The organism is Streptomyces sp. ISL-96 (genome assembly GCF_018614035.1).
Classification (GTDB): domain Bacteria; phylum Actinomycetota; class Actinomycetes; order Streptomycetales; family Streptomycetaceae; genus Streptomyces.
The window spans coordinates 58,955-76,994 of sequence record NZ_JAGGPA010000015.1; the positions used below are offsets into that span (position 1 = coordinate 58,955).

Consider the following 18,040-nt stretch of genomic DNA (forward strand, 5'->3'; position numbering starts at 1 on the left):
CGAATCGACCGGGGGATCCTCATTCTGTGGAGCTAAGGAGAATTGAACTCCTGACCTCCTGCATGCCATGCAGGCGCTCTACCAACTGAGCTATAGCCCCGTGTGTTCCGCCGCCCTCCGGGGTTCCCCCGCGGCTCCGCCAACATTACACGGTCCCCCCGGCCCTCCACCAAATCGTTTGTCCGCACACCCGTTCTGTCCCCATACGCCCGGTACTGTCATCCGGCGTGACCGTGACCGCGCAGACCGCCGCCGCCCGCCACACCCTCGCCCGGCGGCCGATACTCGTCGCCGCCTCGGTCTGCCTGATCTCCTTCGCGGCCTTCTGGGCCGCCCAGCGCGCCGCCGGCGTCTCGATGATCGACCTCATGGTCTACCGGGCCGAGGGCGAGACCGTACGGGCAGGCCAGGACCTCTACGCGATGCGCGCCACCCGCGCGAACCTGCCGACCACCTACCCGCCTTTCGCCGCCCTGCTGTTCACCCCGCTGACGCTTCTCGACGTCCCCGAGATGCGCGCCCTCGCCACCGCCGGGAACCTCGTCCTCCTCGTCGCGTTCGTCCGCCTCTCACTGCGTCTGGTGGGCCGCGAGAGCGCCACCGCCGTCCTGTTGACCGCCGCGCTCGCCGTCTGGTGCGAGCCGGTGTGGACGACGCTGCGGTACGGGCAGGTCAATCTGCTGCTCGCGGCCGCCGTGCTCTGGGACCTCACCCGCCGCGACGGCCACCGGTGGGCGGGCGCGGGCATCGGCCTCGCCGCTGCGGTGAAGCTCACACCGGCGCTCTTCGCGGTCTTCCTTCTGATCACCGGTCTGGTACGGGCACGGGGCGCCGTACGCCGCGCCCGGAACCCCTGGCTCCGGCAGGCCGGGACAGCGGCGGCGGTCTTCCTCGCGGCCACCGTGACGGCCGCGGCCGTCCTGCCGCACGACTCGCGCCGCTACTGGACGGGAATGGTCTTCCAGGCGGGCCGGGTGGGCCACGCCGAAGACACCGCCAACCAGTCCCTGCGCGGCGTACTGGCCCGGCTGCTGCACACCGGCGATCCGGGCCCCTGGTGGGCCGCTGCCGCCGCCCTGGCCGCCCTGGCGGGCCTCGCCGTCGCCGTGTCCGCCGAACTGCGCGGGGAGCGGGCCGGCGCGGTGGTCGCGTGCGCGCTGACCGCACTGCTCGTCAGCCCGGTTTCCTGGTCGCACCACTGGGTGTGGTGCGTGCCCGTGGTGCTGTTCCTGGGAACGCGTGGAAGCACAGCAGCGACGGCGGTGACGGCGGGGACAGCGACGGTCTTCTGTTCGTACGCGCTGTGGTGGGTGCCACACGGCGCTGGACGGCTCGAACTCACCCAGAACGCCACGCAGATGGCACTGTCGGCGCTCTACCCGCTCACGGCCCTGGCCGCGCTCGCACTGCTCACGCGGTGGTTCACGCTGTGGCGAACGAATAGAAGCGCTTGAGGGTGCAGTGTTCGTCGAGCAGCCGGCCGTAGATCGGCTCCCCTTCGAGCTCGCGGTACGTCTCGATGGGGTCGCCTTTTATGATCAGCGCCCGGGCGCATTCCTCGCACCAGTACTGGTAGTCGGCGTTGACTGGTTCCATGTCCCTGACGATGGGCGTGCCACTGCCGCACCAGTCGCATTTCCGCCTGTGTGCGCCCATCACTCACTTCCGGCTGTGGCGGCAGGCCGTGCACACGTACGCGATACCTCCGTTGTCGCTGCCGGGCAGACCACGGACCGCATCGAGGCTGCTCGCGGGCATCGCGCTCTCCCTCCCCATCAGGCCGTCGTCCCCCTCCGGCGGTCCGATTCTGCCATGGCTCCGCAAGGGGGTCAGTGGCGTGAGCGCAGGAGGACCGCCACAGCGCCGAAGAGCGACGCTGCAACCGGCGCAAGAGCGCCTGCCCACAGCGCATCCGCGTACGCATGCGCCCCCGGCGCAGTCAGCCGTTTCAAGAAGAGAGTGCCGAATGCGGAGACGCCGGGCAACTGTCCCAACTGGGTGAGCGTGACGAACAGTCGGCGGGCATCCGCCGGCTCGTCGGGCCGTACGGTCGCCGGCGAGGACGAACTGCCCAGTGAGGGTGCGCAGTTGCGCAGGGCGTACTGCCATGGAATCCCTTTGGCCGGCGAAGACCGGTACAACAAGAAATCCCGGCCCCTCCTGTGAGGAGGAACCGGGATCCTGATTGTGTTTGTGGAGCTAAGGAGAATTGAACTCCTGACCTCCTGCATGCCATGCAGGCGCTCTACCAACTGAGCTATAGCCCCGCTGTTCTCCGCGCTGTGCGCTGCGAACAAGAAGAACTTTAGCCTGCGACCTGGGATAAGTGAAATCCGTCAGTCGTCGTCGCCGAGCACCGGTTCCGGGAGCGTCCCGGCGTTGTGCTCCAGCAGCCGCCAGCCGCGGGCGCCTTCGCCCAGCACCGACCAGCAGCAGTTGGAGAGCCCGCCAAGGCCCTCCCAGTGGTACGACTCCAGACCCAGGAGCCGGCCGATGGTGGTGCGGATGGTGCCGCCGTGGCTGACGACTACGAGCGTGCCGTTGTCCGCCAGCTTGTCGGCGTGCGCGAGCACGACAGGAGCCGCCCGGTCGGCGACCTCGGTCTCCAGCTCGCCACCGCCGCGCCGCACCGGCTCGCCGCGCTTCCACGCCGCGTACTGCTCGCCGAACCGCCTGATGATCTCGTCGTGCGTCAGGCCCTGCCAGGCACCCGCGTACGTCTCGCGCAGCGCGGCGTCGTGGGTCACGTCGAGGCCGGTCAGGGCCGACAGCTCGCCGGCCGTGGCCGACGCCCGCTTGAGGTCGGACGCGATCATCGTGTCCGGCTTCAGGGAGGCGAGGAGCCTGGCGGCCCGGCGCGCCTGGGCGACGCCGGTCTCGGTCAGCTCGATGTCGGTGCTGCCCTGAAAGCGGCGCTCCAGGTTCCATGCCGTCTGGCCGTGCCGCCACAGGACGATCCGGCGGCCCCGGCTCTTCTTGACGGGGCCGGTGCCGGTGCCAGTCCCGGTGTCGCTGCCGGTGTCGCCGCCGTTCAGCTCAGGTCTCCGTCCACATCACCGGCCGCACGCGACTTCGCGTGCGCCTCGGCCAGGCCGCGGGTCTTGACGGCGTCCTCGGGCAGGGAGATCTCGGGGCAGTCCTTCCAGAGGCGCTCCAGAGCGTAGAAGACACGCTCCTCGCTGTGCTGGACGTGGACGACGATGTCGACGTAGTCCAGGAGCACCCAGCGGGCCTCGCGGTCGCCCTCGCGACGGACGGGCTTGACGCCGAGGTCCTTGTTCAGCCGCTCCTCGATCTCGTCGACGATCGACTTGACCTGGCGGTCGTTGGGCGCCGAAGCGACCAGGAAGGCGTCGGTGATGGACAGCACATCGCTGACGTCGTACGCGATGATGTCGTGCGCGAGCCGGTCTGCGGCCGCCTGAGCGGCGGCGTTGATGAGCTCGATGGAACGGTCAGTGGCGGTCACTAGCAGGCTTTCGTCGGCGGTCAGAGATACCCCCAGGGTCTCACGGACCGCCGACAGCCCCGACGGGGTTACTTCACCTCGAAATCCTGGCCCAGGACGACCGTCACATCGGCGTTCGCGGCGGCCTTGCCCTTGCGCACCGCTTCCGCCGGCAGACCCAGTGTCTTCGCGACCTCCTGGGCCTCCGCCTTCTGCGCCGCGTCGCCATAGCTGACCTGCGACGATGTGACCACAGCGGTGGCTTTTCCGGTGTCCACGAACGCGTATCCACCGGTGATCAGGGCAATCCTGGCGGTCTCGGTGGCGTCCGTGTTCCCGTGGGCGTTCTTGACGCCGACCCGCACCGCCGCACCCTGCTCCGGGCTGCTGGCCGAGCCGCCGAGGATGTCCTTCACCACACTGCCCGCGGCGGAATCACTCAGCTTTCCGTCGGGCTGGACCGGCAGCTGCACCGTCTTGTACTTGCCGCGCTTGGCGTGCTCGGCGAGCTTGGCGAGGGAGGCACCGAGGTCCTTCTCGGGCAGCGACGGGTCGAGGATCTGCGCCAGCGTGCGGACGGTGGTGGTCGCCGCCTGGGGGTCGTCCGAGATCTTCTTCAGTACGCCCTGCATGACCTGCCCGAACCGCTGGAGCTGCTTGTCCTCGGCCTCGCCCGGCGCCCGGTAGGTGGCGTACGCGACGGCCATCCGGCCACTCAGCGTCTGCTCCTTGCCCTGCCGCACCACGGGCGTCGCGCCCTTCTTGGTGTCGGGCACATCGGTGTCGGTGTCGATGTCGATGTTGCCGACCAGCTCGACGAGGTTTTCCAGGTACGGGGTGTCGAGCCGCCAGGTGCCGCTGATCTTCGTCCCGAGCACGGAACCGATCGCCTCACGCGTGCCCGTCGAACCGTCGTCGTCGACGGACTTGGCGAGCGTGGTCGTGGTGCCGTCGTCGTTCGCGACGGAGAGCGAGTTGGGGAGCAGGACGGTGGTGCCCTGCCCCGTGGTGGTGTTGTCCACGAGCAGCGCGGTCGAGGTGGCCCCCTGCCTGGTGTGCAGGTGCACCGCGATCACATCGCGCTTGTCCGGGCCCGACGCGTTGGCCGGAGCGTCCCCCTTGCCCGCGACGCCGGGCAGCAGTCCCGCGTACCAGAGGTAGCCGACGCCGCCCGCGACGACGAGGGTCAGGGCGACGACCAGGGAGACGACACGGTTACGGCCGCGGCGTCGGGCTTCCTCTCGGCGCTCGGTGCGGCTCTCGGTGAACTTCAGCCAGTCGATGACGTCTTCGGAGTTCTCGTCAGGCTCTTCGACGAAGGAGAACTGCTCGGTCGCGTACTCGGGCTCGGGCCGGCGCTGCTCGGGAACGGGCACACGAGCGGACACGGGAACGGGCTCGGGGGCCGGTTCGGGTTCCGGCTGAGGGGCGGGAGCGGCCTGCTGCGGGATCCACTGCTGCTGCTGAGCGGTGTCGACGTACCCGTACTGCTGCTGTTGCTGCTGCTGCGCGTACGGGTCGTACGACGGCTGCTGCTGCTGGGCGTACGGGTCATAGCCGTACGGCTGCTGTTGCGCGTCGTACTGCTGCGGCGGCTGTTCCTGTGACTGCTGCTGCTGGTACACCGGCTGTCCGTACGCGTCGTAGCCGATGATCTCCAGCTGCTGGGCGTAGGGATCCTGCGCGTACGGGTCGTACGGGTACTGTCGGTCGTTCACCGGTGCCCCTCTCCCTGCTTGTCTGTGCTCCCCGTACTGCCGGGCCGGCCCGCTCAGTCGCGGTACAGCGCGCGCTTGTCGATGTAGCGGACCACACCGTCCGGAACCAGATACCAGACAGGCTCACCCGCCGCGACCCTCGCCCGGCAGTCGGTCGAGGAGATTGCCAGGGCGGGCACCTCGACCAGGGAGACGCCTCCCTTGGGCAGCCCGTCGTCCGTCAGGTCGTGGCCGGGCCTGGTCACACCGATGAAGTGGGAGAGCGAGAACAGCTCCTCCGCGTCCCGCCAGGTGAGGATCTGAGCGAGCGCGTCGGCGCCGGTGATGAAGAAGAGATCCGAGTCGCTGTTCAGCTCGCGAAGATCCCGCAGTGTGTCGATGGTGTACGTCGGACCGCCACGGTCGATGTCGATCCGGCTCACCGAGAACTGCGGGTTGGACGCCGTCGCGATGACCGTCATCAGATAGCGGTCCTCGGCCGGGGACACGTGCTTGTGGCTCTTCTGCCACGGCTGCCCGGTCGGTACGAACACCACCTCGTCGAGGTGGAACTGGGCGGCCACCTCGCTGGCGGCCACCAGGTGTCCGTGATGGATCGGGTCGAACGTCCCGCCCATCACGCCGAGTCGGCGCTTGCCACGACCGCTCGGCTTTTGCTGCTCTCCCATGCGTGCAGAGCCTACTGGCCCTCTCTCGCGGCCCTTCCTCAGCGGTCGCGGTTGAAGCGCGTGGTGATCCACAGCAGCACCAGGAGCGCGAGGAGCGCGCCGCCACCGGTGAGGTACGGGTTGAGGGATTCGTGGTTCCCGCCGTGCTCGCCGCCGTCACCGGAGGCAAGGGTCACGAGGGAGACAGCGGTGCTGTGGAGGCTCATGTTCGGCAGGACCTATCGGGAGTCGGAGCGGGGCGGAGAACTTCGGAGACTTCCCCGACATCGTATGCGGGCCGCCCGGGCACGCTCACGCCGACTCAGACGTTCACGCATTGTCCGGTTCCGCGAACCGGCCCAGCGCGCCGCACGTGAGCACACACGAGCACATACGCTGAGGCGAGTCCGGGGGACGGGAAACACTCGTAGACAGGGGGCCACCCATGACCGACGGCAATCACGAGAACGTACCGAGCCGCAATCGCCGGCGCTTCCCGGACATCTCCTCCCGGGCGTACGAACATCCGGCGGACCGCTCGGCCCTGGTGGCCTTGCGCAAGCTCACCGGCTTCGACACGGTGTTCAAGGCACTGAGCGGGCTGCTCCCCGAGCGCAGCCTGCGGCTGCTGTTCCTCTCCGACTCGGTGCGCGTGAGCGAGGCCCAGTTCGCGCATCTGCACGCGATGCTGCTGGATGCCTGCTACATCCTGGACCTGAAGAAGGTCCCTCCGATGTACGTCACGCAGGACCCGAAGCCCAATGCCATGTGCATCGGTCTGGACGAGCCGATCATCGTGGTCACCACGGGCCTCGTCGAGCTGCTCGACGAGGAGGAGATGCGGGCGGTCGTCGGCCATGAGGTGGGCCACGCCCTGTCCGGGCACTCCGTGTACCGGACGATCCTGCTCTTCCTCACGAACCTGGCGCTCAAGGTCGCCTGGATCCCGCTCGGCAACATCGCGATCATGGCGATCGTGACGGCACTGCGCGAGTGGTTCCGCAAGTCGGAGCTCTCCGCGGACCGCGCCGGTCTGCTGGTCGGCCAGGACCTCCAGTCGTCGATGCGCGGCCTGATGAAGATCGCCGGAGGCAACCATCTGCACGAGATGAACGTGGACGCGTTCCTGGAGCAGGCCGACGAGTACGAAGCGGGCGGCGACCTCCGCGACTCCGTGCTGAAGATCCTCAATGTCCTGCCGCGCTCGCACCCGTTCACGACGGTACGGGCCGCCGAGCTGAAGAAGTGGGCGGAGAGCCGCGACTACCAGCGGATCATGGACGGCCACTACCCGAAGCGCGACGAGGACGGCGACACCTCCGTCACGGACTCCTTCCGCGAGTCCGCGTCGCACTACGCCGACACGGTACGCACGAGCAAGGACCCGCTGATGAAGCTCGTGGGCGACCTCGCCGGCGGCGCGGGCGACCTGGGCGGCAAGCTGCGGGACAAGTTCACCGGCGGCGGCAGCGGCAGCGGCAGCGGCACCAACAATGGCAGCGACACGGGCAAGGGTCCGGGCCCCGACGCTCCGTAGCGTCTACCTCCCGGGCGCCCCCCGGACGCCCTACGGGCGTGACGCGCTCGGGGCGAGCGCGCCGCACAGCGCCGCCGTGGCCCGGCCCGTCGCGTACGGGTCGGTCCCGGCGGGGCCCTCGGCCGTGGCCCGCTGCCCGGCGAGCACCGGCCGCAGACGGTCCGCCGCGTCGGCGGAGCACGCCTGGGGCCCGGCCTGGACGTACGACACAAGCAGCTCGGCCCGGTGCATCCGCAGGTCGTCGCGGTCGAAGCCGAAGTGCAGTTCGCGGCGGACGGTGAACAGCGACGCGCCGTCGGACCCGGAGGCTCCCGCCGGCCGCACCGCGTACACGAAGGTGTGGTCCGAGGTCACCTCCAGGCGGTGGGACTGCGTCTCCTCGACGCGCAGTATGCCCTGGACGCGCGCCTGCGGGCTCGCGAGCGTCACCTTCGCCGGGTCGAAGCGGACCAGCCATCCCGTGGCCGCGTGCCTGCCGTCGTCGGCCGGGGCGTCGAAGCTGCGGTCGAACTGGGTCAGCTGGTCGGGGTCGAGCAGGGTGCGCACCGGGCGGACCGTGGAGCCGTTCAGTACGTCCGGGTCGAGGGACGACTCGACGAGGTAGTCCTTCGCGATGGTCAGCGCGGCCATCACCTGCCCCTCCGAGAAGTGCGCGGTGCGCCGCGCGGGCGGCAGGGTGACGCCCTCGGCGCCGGTCCGGAACTGCGCGGCCGGACTGCGTGCGAAGAGCTCGGCGGGCTCACCGCCCGTAACCGTGCCCTGCGGAGCCAGCGGTACGACCATCGTCCGCAGCAGCCCCGCGCGGGTGGCGCCCGGTGGCTGGTACGGGTGGCGTACGCCCATGTAGATCGCCGTGCCGAAGGCGATCGCCACGAGCAGGACGAGCACCAGCGCCTGCTTCGCCCCCGAGCCGCCCCTGCGGCCCCCGCCGCCCATGCCGGCGGCCCGGGCCTTCCAGGCAGGCCGGCTGCGTACGGCCTTCTCGTGATCGTCCAGTCGTTCCTGGGCGGAGTACTCCTGGAGGCGGGCAGCCCGCACAAACGATTCGTCGAAGACGACGGACCGGTATTCGTCGTCGCTGCCACCCGGGAGGCCCTCGGGTACCCCCTCAGGTGGCTCTCCGCGCCCTGCCATATCTTCAGGGTAGGTCGGGCGAAGGGGTCGTAAACGCCCTGCTGCTCGACAAGTTGTGACGACTTCACGCAGGCCCCGTCAGGGCGTGGTGCGCGGAACCGCCGACGCGGCGGGCGCGGAGTACTCGGCGGAGGCCGAGGGGCCGCCGGTCCGGGAATTGTCGCTCGTAGCGGGCACCGGCACCTGGTCCTCGCGCCCGCCGGACGCCGCCCCCCGGTAGACCGCGGTGAAAGCGAGCGCCACCATCCCGATGCCCATCAGCAGGGCCAGGATCCAGGCCACGGGCCGGTGCCAGCGCGCATGCCCCCGGTACGGGCGCAGGGCGCCTCCGTGCCGCCCGTACGGGCCCGTACCGTCGCCGTACTCGCCGTCGTACTCCCCGGTACTCGCCGTCGCCGTCCAGCGGCCCGTACGCGCCGTCGTGGCGGGGATCGCGGGCGTCGTGCCCGGAGCCGTACCCGTCGTCGAAGAGATCGTCGTCCGGGGAGACCTTGCCGGCCCTCGCCCTGGTCGCCTCGGCGTCGGCGCGCGCCTGGGCGGCCGACAACAGCCGCTCCACGGCGGTCGGTTCATGGACCTCGGCGGCCCGTACGAAGTCCTCGTCGAACACCACGGAGGCGAAGTCCTCGTCCGCGCCCCCGCGGTCGACAGGGTCCTCAGGGTCCCAGCCGTCCTGGAACGGCTTGCCCCCCACGTCGTCCGGCACTCGTTCAGCGTAGACCTGGACGCTCGTTTTGGGCAGAGAACGTGCGAACGATGCGTGCGCAGGGTTCGCTAACGCGTGTGACCGTCGCCCGTCACGATGTACTTCGTCGAGGTCAGCTCGGGCAGACCCATCGGACCGCGCGCGTGCAGCTTCTGCGTCGAAATCCCGATCTCGGCGCCGAAACCGAACTGACCGCCGTCCGTGAAGCGTGTGGACGCGTTCACCGCGACCGTCGTCGAGTCCACCAGCTGCGTGAAGCGCCGGGCCGCCGCCTGCGACGTTGTGACGATCGCCTCGGTGTGCCCGGAGGTCCAGCGGCGGATGTGGGTGACGGCGCCGTCCAGCGAGTCGACGACGGCGGCGGCGATGTCGTACGACAGGTACTCCCTCTCCCAGTCCTCCTCCGTGGCCGCCACGGCCGACACCTTGGACCCCTCGGCGTACGGCAGCACCCGCTCGTCGCCGTGGACCGTGACGCCCGCCTCGGCGAGCGCGTCCAGGGCGCGCGGCAGGAAGGCGTCCGCGATGTCCCGGTGGACGAGGAGGGTCTCGGCGGCGTTGCAGACGCTGGGCCGCTGCGCCTTGGAGTTGACGAGGATGTCGACGGCCATGTCGATGTCGGCCTCCGCGTCCACGTAGACGTGGCAGTTGCCGGTGCCCGTCTCGATGACGGGGACGGTGGACTCCTCGACGACCGTACGGATCAGGGACGCGCCGCCGCGCGGGATCAGCACGTCGACCAGACCCCGGGCGCGCATCAGCTCCCGTACCGAATCGCGGGACTCCCCCGGCACGAGCTGCACGGCGTCGGCGGGCAGGCCGGCCCCGGCGATCGCGTCGCGCACGACGCCGACGAGCGCGGTGTTGGAGGCGTACGCCGACGACGAGCCGCGCAGCAGCACCGCGTTGCCGGACTTGAGGCAGAGCGCGGCGGCGTCGACGGTCACGTTCGGCCGGGCCTCGTAGATGATCCCGACGACGCCGAGCGGCACGCGGATCTGCCGCAGGTCGATGCCGTTGGGCAGGGTGGAGCCGCGTACGACCTCGCCAACCGGGTCGGGCAGCGCGGCCACGTCCCGTACGTCGGAGGCGATGGCGGCGACCCGCTCGGGGGTCAGCGTCAGCCGGTCGATGACCGTCTCGCTCGTGCTGGCGGCACGCGCCTTGGCGACGTCCTGGGCGTTGGCCTCGACGATCTCGTCCGTACGGGCCACCAGCGCGTCGGCGACCGCCAGCAGCGCGGCGTCCTTGGCGGAGCGCGGAAGTGGCGCGATCGCGTCGGCGGCGGTGCGGGCCCGCCGGGCGGTCAGCGTGACCGGGGACCCGGCCGCGGTCGTGTCGGCGAGGGGCGCGCCGGCGGGGGTCGCGTCGGCGAGAGGAGAGTGCGAGGTCATACCCGCAGGGTAATGCGCTCCCTGTGGGCATCCACCGGGTATCCCGCTCCGCGAGACGACCCGTCCACCGCGCCCGCCGCCCTCAGCCTCAGCTCAGCCCTCAGCCCGTGATCACAGCAGTCAGTACGGATGTACGCCCACCGGGGCCGCGGGCGGCGGGCCGTACCCCTCCGCGATCCGCTGGTGGTAGGTGTCCCGGTCGATGACCTCCAGGCCCACGATCTCCCACGGCGGCAGCTTCGACGTCGACCGGTGCTCCCCCCACAGCCGCAGCGCGACCGCCGCCGCGTCGTGCAGGTCACGCGCCTCTTCCCAGTAGCGGATCTCCGCGTGATCGTTGGCGTATCTGCTGGTCAGCAGGAAGGGATGGTCATTGGCGAGCTGTTCGAGGCCGCGCCTGACCTCCTGCAGCGGAGCCTCGGCGCCCGAGACGCTGAGGGTGATGTGCCAGAGCCTCGATGCCTCCCGCGTACCGTTGACCTCCCGGCCGGGAGCCGGTCCCTGGTCGGTCTCCGTGGCGTCGCCGAAGTCTGCTCCTGCCCCGACACTGGTCAGGGCTCGCTCGGCCGTCCCTCGGGGCAGCGCCCCCGGACGCGCTCGTCTCACCGGCGGCCTCCTGTAATGCGTTGCGTTGCTGTACCCCGCGCTGCCGTGTCCCCCGCAACAAAGTTGACCAGTCCCGGGCCCGGCGCGTGACGGTTTTCCTGAAGGTCTCTGCCACGAGACCGGTCTTTCAGCCGTTTCAGGGGTGGAGAACGACCAGATCGTCCCTGTGTACGACTTCACGCTCGTAGGCGGGCCCCAGCTCCTTCGCCAGGTCCCGGGTGGAGCGGCCGAGCAGCTGCGGGATTTCCTTGGCGTCGTAGTTGACGAGCCCGCGGGCGACGGCCACGCCCGCCGTGTCCCGCAGCTCCACCGGGTCGCCGGCGCTGAACTCGCCCTCGACCCCGGCGATCCCGGCCGGCAGCAGCGACGTACGCCGCTCCACCACGGCCCGTACCGCCCCGTCGTCGAGCGTCAGCGAGCCCTGCGGCGTTGAGGCGTGCGCCAGCCACAGCAGCCGGTCGGCGCTGCGGCGCCCCGTGCTGTGGAAGTGGGTGCCCGTTTCGCGGCCCGCGAGGGCGTCGGCGGCGTGGCTGGCCGAGGTGAGGACGACGGGGATGCCGGCGGCCGCGGCGATACGGGCGGCCTCGACCTTGGTCACCATGCCGCCGGTGCCGACGCCCGCCTTGCCCGCGCTGCCGATGGAGACGTGCGCGATGTCCTCGGGGCCGCGCACCTCGTCGATGCGCGAGGTGCCGGGGAGGCTGGGGTCGCCGTCGTACAGGCCGTCCACGTCCGACAGGAGCACCAGCAGGTCGGCCCGTACGAGATGGGCGACGAGGGCGGCGAGCCGGTCGTTGTCGCCGAAGCGGATCTCGTCCGTGGCGACGGTGTCGTTCTCGTTGACGACCGGGACCGCGCCCATGGCGAGGAGCTGGTCCAGCGTCCGGTAGGCGTTGCGGTAGTGGGCGCGGCGGCTGGTGTCGTCGGTGGTCAGCAGCACCTGCCCGACGCGTACGCCGTAGCGCGCGAAGGAGGCGGTGTAGCGGGCGACGAGCAGGCCCTGGCCGACGCTGGCGGCCGCCTGCTGCCTGGCGAGGTCCTTGGGCCGGCGGGCGAGGCCGAGGGGCGCGAGGCCGGCGGCGATGGCGCCGCTCGACACGAGCACGATCTCCTTCTCACCGCCGCTGCGCGTCTTGGCCAGTACGTCGACAAGGGCGTCGACCCGGTCGGCGTCGAGGCCCCCCGACGCCGTGGTCAGTGAGGAGGAGCCGACCTTGACGACGATCCTGCGGGCCTCTACGACGCTCTGCCTTGCCCCTGACACGTACAGTCCCCACTCTTGCTCGCCCGGTTCTCCCCGTAATTCTCCTCGCAATGTACGTGAGCCGCCGCGGACGCCGCCTCCGAATTCCGCCCGCCGGACGGACCTGGGCCTGCGGGCGGACAGCACCTCTGGTTCATGTCCGTTGATTCCAGGAGGACTCGGGCCACGAACCAGAGGCCGGGAGACCGTTCGTCAGGAACGGACCAAGCCGCGGGCCATCCTGCGCAGCTTGCGCACCACGCGCCGCGCGAAGGACGGCGTGGGCCTGATGGCGGCCTTGGGGGCGGTCACCCGCACCCCGCCGACCATCTCCGAGACCGTGACCGCGAACATGTCGTCGGGTACGCCCGCCTTCTTGTCCCCGAAGTGGGGGTACGCGAGGTACGGCTGCCCCGCGGAACCCTTGCGGATCACCTCGGGCACTTCCTTCGCCTGGAGGAACTTGAGGTGGTCCTCCAGGAGATCGGCCCGCCCCTCGGCGACGTAGTACATCCGCAGCCGCTCGGGCACCTTCAGGCGGCGGGCCACGCCCGGCGTCCAGTACTTCTCCATGAGCGGCCGCGCGAGGTCCAGTTTGTCCGCGCGCGTTTCGGCCTTCGACTTCAGCCAGCGGTGGTCAAACTGCGGGAGCAGCGTGATCACGAAGGGCCGGATCATCAGCTCGTCGCGCTTCTCGCCGGGCGGGAAGAACTGGGCGATCAGGTCCATCAGCGCGGTCGCCGAGTCGAAGCGCATCGCGTAACTGCCGCTCTGCGTGATGTGCTTGCCGTCGTCGCGGCGCACGATGTACAGGCAGACGTAGTCGGCGATGATCGAAACCCCGGCACTCCGCACATATGCCTCAAGGGTGAAACGCGCGTCCTCGCCTGTATACAGCTGCTGGTCGAAGCGCATCTTGTGCTTCTCCAGCAGCTCGCGCCTGAAGAGCTTCTCCGCGCTGAGCGTGAACTTGATGTTGGAGGAGAAGAGGTCCGTACGCTCAAGGGTGCGGCCGAACATGGACTTGGGCGCACCGCGCCCGATGCCCTCGATCTTGCCCAGCACGACGTCCGTGCCGTTGCGGTCGGCCATCGCGACCATCCGCTCCAGCGCCTCGTCCCCGAGGTAGTCGTCGGCGTCGAGGAAGAAGACATAGCGGCCGCGCGCCATGTCGAGTCCTACGTTGCGGGGCTTGCTGGGTCCGCCGGAATTCTCCTGGTGGACCACGCGCGTAGGCACCTTGGTCCTGGCTGCGAACTCGTCGAGATACTCTCCGGTCCCGTCGGTCGAGCCGTCGTTGACGGCCACGATCTCAATGCGGTCGGCGCCCAGCGTCTGAGCTTCGACCGACTCCAAGCAGGGGATCAAGTAAGGCATCGCCTCATACGCCCCGATGATCACCGTCACATCGGGAATACCCGCTACTTCCACACCCGTCTCATTCTCGTTCATCGACATCCAAGACACTCGGCACATCGGTGGGGTTGTTCACCATCGTTACTTTTCCACGTGACGCTCACCACACCGCGCACCAACGGCCCGGCGGAACGTCTCGAAAGACGCCCTACCGGGCCGATTTTCGACCTTTGTCCGAGTATCGACCAGGTGTCGGCGGTCAGCCCGCCACGGTCGAGTCGACCCCGGTCGACTCCGGAGCCGAGTCACTCGGGTCCGCCGCGGTGACGGCGACCTCGACGCCGGTGCGCTGCGCCACCCCGTGGTTGCGGGCCTCGGACTTGGCCGCCAGGGCCCGTACGGCGTCGTTGAACTGCACGATGGACGCCGGCTCGTCGGGACCCAGCAGGTACGCCTTCAGCTCGCGCCGCGCGTCCGCCAGCGTGTCGGCGCTCTCGCCACCCGTGATGGCGGCGAGCAGCTCGTCGAGCTGCTCCGCGCCGTTGTTGAGGATCACGGCGGCGCGTACGGCGGTGTTCTGCTGCTTGAACTCCTCGGCGCCCAGCTCCGCCGAGTCGGTCACGGCGTACGGCTTGCCGCTCGCGATGAAGTCCGACACCACGCTGGAGATGTCGGAGACCATGCCGTCCGACTCGTTGAAGCAGTCGTACAGACGCGGCTCTGCGCCGGTGATGACCCGGTGCTCCCACCACCCGAACGAGCGCCAGTACGCGGCGTTCCACTCGTCCCTGAGCTTCGCCAGCTCGGCCTCGCGCACCGGATCGGGCAGCGCGTCACGCGAGATCTCGGCCTCGTCCTTGCCGCTCTTGGCGCTGCCCTTGCCCCTGGCGCCCAGCTCGCCCAGGCGTGCCTCGATACGGGCCAGCTCGGCCTTCGCCGCGGCCTGCTCCGCCTGGAGCGCGGTGGCGTCCTGCGCCCAGCGGGGGTCGGTGGCGCGCTCGGCGGCCGCCGCTTCCACCATGGCGGTGATACGGGCGTGCACGGCCTTCGCCCTGGGGCTGCGCGTCCCGGTGAAGGGGTGCGGCTTGTAGAGCACCCGGACCGGCTTCTCGGCCTCCAGCAGGCGCCTGACGATGTTTTCGCCGGCCAGCAGGATCGAGGTGTTGCCCGGGTTGTCGTCCCAGCCCTCCCACGTAGGGGCGTAAAGGACGGTGGGGACCGGATTCTTCGGCGTACCGCTCCAGGTCTGGATCGGGGCCAGCTGCGGGCGTCCGACCTCGACGATGTCCTCGTCGCGGACGCCGACGTCGGCGAGGGCGTAGCGGTCGCGGCCGGCCCGGCCCGCGCTCCACACCTCGTCGTACACCTTGCTGAACGGGTTGATGCTCGCGACCTTGTCGCTGTCGCCGTGGCCGATGAAGACGTGCTTCATGGTGGGGATGCGCAGCATGTGGATGTTCTTGCCGACGTTGGCGGCGTAGAGCGCGACCCGCACCGTGGACAGGTCCATGTTCATCAGGTGCGTGGCGCTCGGAACACAGATCACCGGCACCGAGGTCGGGCCGAGCTGCGGCACGATGTGGCGCTCGCGCAGGACGATGAGCGGCCTGCCGTCGAGCTGCTTCATCGTTTCGAGCCACATGTTGACCTGGTACGCCGACTCACGCGAGCCGGAGAAGTACAGGACCGTGGTCGGGCGGTAGTCGCGCAGCCACTCGTCGATGCCTTCCAGGACCGTCTCCGTCGGCGGGACTCGGCGGCCGCGCCGCAGGTAGGGCATCAGCACCACGACGTAGATGACGGCCAGTGCCACGGTGAGCGTGAGGCCCGCGTAACCGAAGGCGTTCTCACCGCTCTCGACGGCGATCAGCACGCCCGCGACCGCGAAGACGTCGAGGTGCAGCATCTTCTCGGCGGACCGGTTCAGCAGCCGCTTGGGCGGGGCCGCCGGGATGCGCAGCTTGCCGAGGTCGATGTTGCGGGTCACCACCGGCATCCTTCGGCGCAGGCGGATCAGCGTGACGAGTGCGCCGTGCGGCGCCTGGAGCGCGTAGAACAGCAGCAGGGAAGCGATCGTCACGTAGAAGATCGTCTGCTCGGCCAGCTGCATACGGGCCAGCAGCAGGATCAGCAGCAGCTGGCGCACCAGGAAGCGGATCGAGAGACCGGCCCGGACCTTGCCGAGGCGATTGATCAAGTAGCTGCCGCGCTGGTGCAGATGCTGATCCGCGAGGTACGTCGCGGCGACTGCGGCCGCGAAGAACCAGAGGCTCGGGATCAGTGCGGCCAGCATCATGCACGGATACCCCAGTGCGATGACGGCGGCGGCGGCCAGCTCGGAGCCGCTGCCCACGCGGGCCAGGCGGATGGCGGTCGAAATCACGAAGAACCTGCTCCAGAGGGGTGCCGGTTATTTACGGTGCAAAGGGAAACGGAAATGTGAAGCCCAGCTCCACGAAGTCGGGCCTCTGCATATCGCTGTTCGGCGACTACAGAGGCCCGGATCTTGGATTGTCAAGCAGTATTACACATCTTCCTGACGGTCCAGGACGGCGGCCAGAGCCTGCTCGAAGCCCGACGCCTCGGACGCGCCACGGGTCGGGTCCACCTGCCGTACGTCGATGACGTGACCGGTGAGCTCCGAGAGCAGCACGTCGAGCGACGTACGCGCCACGGCCTCGGAGGACAGCAGCGAGCCCGCGGGCTCGGCACCGAACGCCTTGGTGCGCATCGGCGTCGCCGTGCGCTCCGGGTTCACGCAGTTCACGCGCACGCCGTCGCCCGCCCACTCGTCCGCGAGGGCCTGGGTGAGGTTCACCATGGCGGCCTTGGTGGAGGAGTAGAGGCTGTACTCGGCGCGGCCGCGGGTGTAGCTGCTGGACGTGTAGAGCAGCAGCTGGCCCTTGGTCTCGGCGAGGTACTTGTACGAGGCGCGGGCGATCTGCACGGGAGCCAGGTAGTTGACGTTCAGCGCTTCCTGGATGGTCGTGTTGTCCGTCTCGGCGAGCTTGCCGATGCGGAGCACGCCTGCCGTGTTGATCACGTAGTCGATACGGCCGGTCTCCGCGTACGCCTTCGACAGTGCGTCGTCGACGTGCTCGGGGTTCTCGACGTGCGTACCGGTGGTGGAGCGGCCCAGTGCGTACACCTTGGCGCCGTAGCTCTCGGCGAGGGCCGCGATGTCCGCGCCGATGCCGTACGAACCACCGAAGACGACCAGCGTCTTGCCGGCCAGCAGCTTCTTGTACGCGGCCTCGTCGGCCTGCTGGGGGGCGGCGGTGGAGGCGAGCTGGAACAGCTTGTCGGCGATGAAGACGTCGACCGGCTGCGTCACCTTCATGTTGTACTCGTCACCCGCGACGACGTAGATCGGCACGTCGGGCAGGTACTTGAGCACGACCGAGCAGTCGTCGGTGGCCTGGAAGTTCGGGTCACCGGCGGCGACTTGGTACGCCCTGCGGATGGTGCTCAGCTTGAAGGCCTGCGGGGTCTGGCCGCGGCGCAGCCGGGACCGGTCCGGGACCTCGGTGATGAACTCGCCGTCGCCGCCGTGCGTGCGCGTCACGATGATCGTGTCCGCGGACGGGATGGCGACGTCGACCGCCTGGTAGCGGTCGAGCGCGTCGACGCAGTCCTGGATCACACGCTGTGACAGCAGGGGGCGCACCGCGTCGTGGAAGAGGACGTTGCGGTCCTCCCCTTCGGCGAGCCCTTCCTCGAGCGCGGAGATGGCGCGCTCGGTGGTCTCGTTGCGCGTCGCACCGCCCTCGATGACCTTGGTGACCTTGGTGAGGCCGGCCTTGGCGACGATCTTCTCGACGTCCGGCACGTAGCCCGGCGCCATCAGAACGATGATGTCGTCGATGCCTTCCGCCTGCTCGAAGATCGACAGCGTGTGCTCGATGACCGCCTTGCCTGCGATCTTCAGCAGCTGCTTGGGGATCGACAGACCCACACGCTGACCGGTACCACCGGCGAGCACGACTGCTGTGGTTCGGGGCTTGGCTATGGGCTGCACAGACACAGACGACCTACCTTGCGAGGGCTGGGAGACAGGGTGATGGTCGCACTCTCCGTGACGGTCTCGCAAGGTGGACGTCCTTCTGCCGACACCTGTACGAAACCCGGGGTATGCCCAGACCCCGCCCCTCAAGCCTCTCCGGCGTTTGAGGAGCGGGGTCTGGGGCGGAGCCCCTCACGCGGCGGAGCCGCAAAGGCTCCCGGGGGTGAGTGATGCCACAGGTGACATCG

The 18,040-nt window shown here is 69.6% G+C and carries 15 protein-coding genes, 2 tRNA genes and 1 pseudogene; 2 read left to right on the plus strand and 16 right to left on the minus strand.

The window, feature by feature from the left end; all coding sequences use genetic code 11:
* Positions 1-27 precede the first annotated feature (27 nt).
* A tRNA-Ala gene (locus J7E96_RS10720) sits at positions 28-100 on the minus strand.
* 127 nt (positions 101-227) lie between these two features.
* Here J7E96_RS10720 and J7E96_RS10725 point away from each other — a divergent pair.
* Positions 228-1,454, plus strand: a complete 1,227-nt coding sequence (locus J7E96_RS10725) for a glycosyltransferase 87 family protein (RefSeq protein ID WP_308295902.1) — start codon at positions 228-230, stop codon at positions 1,452-1,454.
* Here the strand turns inward: J7E96_RS10725 and J7E96_RS10730 are convergent.
* The 7 genes from J7E96_RS10730 to J7E96_RS10760 form a co-directional block, all read right to left on the minus strand.
* Entirely contained in the window at positions 1,423-1,656 is a 234-nt protein-coding gene (locus J7E96_RS10730) for a hypothetical protein (RefSeq protein ID WP_028813478.1), read from the minus strand. The genes J7E96_RS10725 and J7E96_RS10730 overlap by 32 nt on opposite strands.
* A 538-nt stretch (positions 1,657-2,194) precedes the next feature.
* Positions 2,195-2,267, minus strand: a tRNA-Ala gene (locus J7E96_RS10735).
* Positions 2,268-2,336: 69 nt separating this feature from the next.
* On the minus strand, positions 2,337-3,035 hold the full coding sequence (locus J7E96_RS10740) for a histidine phosphatase family protein (RefSeq protein WP_215130036.1): 699 nt from the start codon (positions 3,033-3,035) through the stop codon (positions 2,337-2,339).
* The gene (gene rsfS, locus J7E96_RS10745) at positions 3,032-3,469 is read right to left on the minus strand and encodes a ribosome silencing factor (protein WP_308295903.1); all 438 of its coding nucleotides are present in this window, start codon (positions 3,467-3,469) and stop codon (positions 3,032-3,034) included. The genes J7E96_RS10740 and rsfS overlap by 4 nt, the downstream gene beginning before the upstream one ends.
* A gap of 68 nt (positions 3,470-3,537) precedes the next feature.
* Positions 3,538-5,166 carry an LCP family protein gene (locus J7E96_RS10750; protein ID WP_215129922.1) on the minus strand — a complete coding sequence of 543 codons (1,629 nt, stop codon included), beginning with the start codon at positions 5,164-5,166 and terminating at the stop codon, positions 3,538-3,540.
* Positions 5,167-5,219: 53 nt separating this feature from the next.
* Entirely contained in the window at positions 5,220-5,834 is a 615-nt protein-coding gene (gene nadD, locus J7E96_RS10755) for a nicotinate-nucleotide adenylyltransferase (protein ID WP_215129924.1), read from the minus strand.
* A gap of 38 nt (positions 5,835-5,872) precedes the next feature.
* Positions 5,873-6,040: a hypothetical protein gene (locus J7E96_RS10760; RefSeq protein WP_215129926.1), complete on the minus strand. Its 168-nt coding sequence runs from the start codon at positions 6,038-6,040 to the stop codon at positions 5,873-5,875.
* A gap of 218 nt (positions 6,041-6,258) precedes the next feature.
* Between J7E96_RS10760 and J7E96_RS10765 the strand changes: the two genes are divergently transcribed.
* Positions 6,259-7,350 (plus strand): M48 family metallopeptidase, encoded by a 1,092-nt coding sequence (locus tag J7E96_RS10765; protein ID WP_215129928.1) that lies wholly within the window; start codon positions 6,259-6,261, stop codon positions 7,348-7,350.
* Positions 7,351-7,380: 30 nt separating this feature from the next.
* Here J7E96_RS10765 and J7E96_RS10770 read toward each other — a convergent pair whose 3' ends face one another.
* From J7E96_RS10770 to J7E96_RS10805, 8 genes and pseudogenes are all read right to left on the minus strand, one after another.
* The gene (locus tag J7E96_RS10770) at positions 7,381-8,484 is read right to left on the minus strand and encodes a hypothetical protein (protein WP_215129930.1); all 1,104 of its coding nucleotides are present in this window, start codon (positions 8,482-8,484) and stop codon (positions 7,381-7,383) included.
* Between the two features lie 78 nt (positions 8,485-8,562).
* Positions 8,563-9,190: pseudogene (locus J7E96_RS10775) on the minus strand (hypothetical protein).
* A gap of 68 nt (positions 9,191-9,258) precedes the next feature.
* Complete coding sequence (locus J7E96_RS10780; protein WP_251069702.1) at positions 9,259-10,584, minus strand: glutamate-5-semialdehyde dehydrogenase; 1,326 nt, start codon at positions 10,582-10,584, stop codon at positions 9,259-9,261.
* Between the two features lie 120 nt (positions 10,585-10,704).
* Positions 10,705-11,190, minus strand: coding sequence for a hypothetical protein (locus J7E96_RS10785; RefSeq protein ID WP_215129932.1), 486 nt, complete (start codon positions 11,188-11,190; stop codon positions 10,705-10,707).
* A 136-nt stretch (positions 11,191-11,326) separates the two neighbouring features.
* Complete coding sequence (gene proB / locus J7E96_RS10790) at positions 11,327-12,454, minus strand: glutamate 5-kinase (protein WP_215129934.1); 1,128 nt, start codon at positions 12,452-12,454, stop codon at positions 11,327-11,329.
* Between the two features lie 192 nt (positions 12,455-12,646).
* Positions 12,647-13,885: a glycosyltransferase family 2 protein gene (locus J7E96_RS10795; protein WP_215129936.1), complete on the minus strand. Its 1,239-nt coding sequence runs from the start codon at positions 13,883-13,885 to the stop codon at positions 12,647-12,649.
* Positions 13,886-14,048: 163 nt separating this feature from the next.
* Positions 14,049-16,172, minus strand: coding sequence for a hypothetical protein (locus J7E96_RS10800; protein WP_308295904.1), 2,124 nt, complete (start codon positions 16,170-16,172; stop codon positions 14,049-14,051).
* A gap of 141 nt (positions 16,173-16,313) precedes the next feature.
* A complete protein-coding gene (locus J7E96_RS10805; RefSeq protein WP_215129938.1) occupies positions 16,314-17,813 on the minus strand; it encodes a bifunctional cytidylyltransferase/SDR family oxidoreductase in 1,500 nt (499 codons plus the stop codon).
* Positions 17,814-18,040 lie beyond the last annotated feature (227 nt).

What these genes read in the sequence shown, in the direction of transcription:
- J7E96_RS10730 (WP_028813478.1), bottom strand. Translation starts at nt 1,656, where the DNA reads ATGGGCGCACACAGGCGGAAATGCGACTGGTGCGGCAGTGGCACGCCC.
- nadD (WP_215129924.1), bottom strand. Translation starts at nt 5,834, where the DNA reads ATGGGAGAGCAGCAAAAGCCGAGCGGTCGTGGCAAGCGCCGACTCGGC.
- J7E96_RS10760 (WP_215129926.1), bottom strand. Translation starts at nt 6,040, where the DNA reads ATGAGCCTCCACAGCACCGCTGTCTCCCTCGTGACCCTTGCCTCCGGT.
- J7E96_RS10765 (WP_215129928.1), top strand. Translation starts at nt 6,259, where the DNA reads ATGACCGACGGCAATCACGAGAACGTACCGAGCCGCAATCGCCGGCGC.
- J7E96_RS10770 (WP_215129930.1), bottom strand. Translation starts at nt 8,484, where the DNA reads ATGGCAGGGCGCGGAGAGCCACCTGAGGGGGTACCCGAGGGCCTCCCG.
- J7E96_RS10780 (WP_251069702.1), bottom strand. Translation starts at nt 10,584, where the DNA reads ATGACCTCGCACTCTCCTCTCGCCGACGCGACCCCCGCCGGCGCGCCC.
- J7E96_RS10795 (WP_215129936.1), bottom strand. Translation starts at nt 13,885, where the DNA reads ATGAACGAGAATGAGACGGGTGTGGAAGTAGCGGGTATTCCCGATGTG.